This window comes from Frankia sp. AgKG'84/4 (genome assembly GCF_023242965.2).
In the GTDB taxonomy this organism is placed as follows: Bacteria; Actinomycetota; Actinomycetes; order Frankiales; family Frankiaceae; genus Frankia.
On sequence record NZ_JALKFU020001177.1, the window covers coordinates 1 to 2697 of the forward strand.

Here is a 2697-nt window from a genome sequence, read left to right on the forward strand (position 1 = left end):
CCCCGGCGGTCGCGGCGGCCCGGGTCGAGCTCGCCGACCGGATCGCCTTCCACGCGTGGCTCCAGCGGCGCTGTGACGATCAGCTCGCCGCCGCGCAGGCCGCGGCCCGCGCCGCCGGGATGGCGGTGGGGATCGTGCACGACCTGGCGGTCGGCGTCGACCCGGGCGGGGCGGATGCCTGGTCGCTGCAGGACATCCTCGCGGTCGACGCGACCGTCGGCGCCCCCCCGGACACCTTCAACCAGCAGGGCCAGGACTGGGGCCTGCCGCCGTGGCGGCCCTCGGCACTCGCCGAGACCGGCTACGCCCCGCTGCGGCAGATGGTCGCCGCGGTGCTCAGCCGCGGCGGCGGCCTGCGGGTGGACCACATCCTCGGCCTGTTCCGGCTGTGGTGGATCCCGCCCGGTGCGGGCGCGGCGCGGGGAACCTACGTGCGTTACGACGCCGCGGCGATGCTCGGCGTGATCGCGCTGGAGGCGGACCGGGCCGGCGCACTGGTCGTCGGCGAGGACCTGGGCACGGTGGAGCCGTCCGTGGCGACGACCCTCACCGGCGCCGGCGTGCTCGGCTCGACGGTCCTGTGGTTCGAGCGCGACGGCGACGGCGCCGCGCTGCCTCCGGCCCGCTACCGGACGGCGACGATGGCCAGCCTCACCACCCACGACCTGCCCACGGCGGCGGGCTACCTGGAAGGCGAGCACGTGCGTGTGCGCGCCGGACTCGGCCTGCTGAGCCGCTCCGCGCGGGCGGAGTGGGCCGGCTGGCGGGCGGAGCGGGACGATCTGATCGACCTGCTGCGCGCCGAGGGCCTGCTGCGCGCCGAGGGCCTGCTGGGCGCCGACATCGCCGCCCGGACGGCGGGGGACCAGGCGGTGGGGGACCAGGCGGCGGGGGACCAGGCGGCGGGGGACGGGGAGCGGCAGTTCGCCCCGGAGGTCCGGGCCGAACTCGCGCTGGCGCTGCACCGGCTGCTGGTTCGCTCGCCGTGCCGGGTGGTGCTCGCGGCTCCCGGTGACGCGCTCGGTGATCTGCACCAGCCGAACCTGCCGGGGACGATCGACGAGTACCCGAACTGGCGACTGCCCGTGCGCGACGGCGACGGGGCGGAGGTCACGATCGAACGGCTGCTCGTGGACCCGGCCGTCGCCCGCCTGGCGGCCGTGCTCGGCGAGGTGCAGTCCGATCCAGCGGCCCCCACGTCCCCGCCGCCTGGGGGGCTTCCCGCCGCTGGGGGACCTTCGATACCCCTGACGGAGGACCCAGGGCCCACTTACCGGTAACCTTCGCTGCGTGACTTCTAGTCAACCGCGCTGGTCCCGGGCTTCGGCCCTGCGCAGGGTGTTGACGGTCGCCGGCCTCGCGCTTTTCGCGGTGCCGGTGTTCGCGGCCACCGCCTCCGCTTCGGAGATCGGCACCAGGTACAACCCCGACCCGCTCACGGCTCTCCAGACCTGGGGCATCTACGGCGGCGCGATCGTCGGCGGATTCCTGGTCGCGACGCTGCTGGCGGCGTGGTCGAGCCGCAGCAGCGGCCCGGTGCGCTACCGACCGGGCCAGCCCTGGGAGCACGACGAGATCTGGATCGGCACCCGGCCCGAGGAGATCGACGGTGAGCGGGAGCAGAAGGCGGTTCCAGGGGCGGGCGGGGCCAGTGGCAGCTGGTGAGGCATTCAGCCCCGAGCAGCTGGACCGGCTGGACCGGGCGTTGGAGCAGGCCGCGAAGCACAGCGGTGTCCTGTTCAGCGTCCGGGTCGGTCCGCTGCGCGGCGACGTTCGGCTCGCCGCCGAGCGGATCCTGTCCACCCTCGTCGAGGATCCGCAGCGGGATCCGGCCGCGCTGATCGTCGTCTCGCCGGGGCAGTGCTTCGTGCGGGTCGCGACGACACCGGCGGCCCGCTCGCGGATCGGTGACAGCGCGGCGGCGCTGGCCGCGCTGACGATGTCGTCCAGTTTCGCCCTCGGTGACCTGGTCGGCGGCCTGACGACGGGCATTCGCCAGCTCGGCGAGGTCGCGGGCCCCGCGCCGGTGGCGCGCGGCGGCGCGATCGCCAGCCCGGCGGCCCAGCCGCGCACTCCGGTCAGGTAGCCGACCGGGAGGCCCGGCATCGGGGGAGGTCGACGGGAGCGGATGTGAACACGTCAGGCCACCGTTTCGAGCCCGAGGCCGCGTACTCCGAGCTGGACACCCCGGCTGTCGTCGTCGACCTGGACGTCGTCGAGCGCAACGCGCGATCGATGGCGGGGTGGATGAGCTCGCGCGGGGTGTCGCTGCGTCCCCACGTGAAGACGCACAAGTGCGTAGAGATCGCTCGGATCCAGGCCGCGGCGGGCGCCGGTGGCATCACGGTCGCGACGTTGGGCGAGGCCGCGCTCTTCGGGGCGCACGGGTTCGACGACGTCTTCATCGCCTACCCACTGTGGGCGTCGCCGGCGAAGGCCCGCCGGCTGGCCGAGCTGCGGGAACAGGTCGGTTCGCTGGCGGTGGGCTGCGATTCGGCCGCGGCGGCGCGGATGCTGGCCGGCGCCGTCGGCGGACAGCCGCCCCTGGCGGTCATGATCGAGATCGACTCGGGTGGGCGCCGCTCGGGTGTCCGCCCGACCGCGGCGGCGACGCTCGCGCGGCAGGCCGCGGACCTCGGCCTCGATGTGCGCGGCGTGTTCACCCACGGCGGCCACGGCTACCGCGGTCCCGAGGAG

Annotated in this window: 4 protein-coding genes; all 4 read left to right on the forward strand. The window is 75.3% G+C overall.

Going from position 1 to position 2697, the window contains the following annotated elements; all coding sequences use genetic code 11:
• The coding region (locus MXD58_RS28370) for a 4-alpha-glucanotransferase (protein ID WP_250611237.1) at positions 1–1280 on the forward strand (1280 nt) is incomplete at its 5' end.
• Between the two features lie 58 nt (positions 1281–1338).
• Positions 1339–1665 carry a hypothetical protein gene (locus MXD58_RS28375; protein ID WP_250611241.1) on the forward strand — a complete coding sequence of 109 codons (327 nt, stop codon included), beginning with the start codon at positions 1339–1341 and terminating at the stop codon, positions 1663–1665.
• The gene (locus MXD58_RS28380; protein WP_248838923.1) at positions 1652–2086 is read left to right on the forward strand and encodes a DUF5130 family protein; all 435 of its coding nucleotides are present in this window, start codon (positions 1652–1654) and stop codon (positions 2084–2086) included. The genes MXD58_RS28375 and MXD58_RS28380 overlap by 14 nt, the downstream gene beginning before the upstream one ends.
• A 44-nt stretch (positions 2087–2130) precedes the next feature.
• Positions 2131–2697, forward strand: a 567-nt coding sequence (locus tag MXD58_RS28385; protein ID WP_250611239.1) for an alanine racemase, incomplete at its 3' end; no start/stop codon positions are given.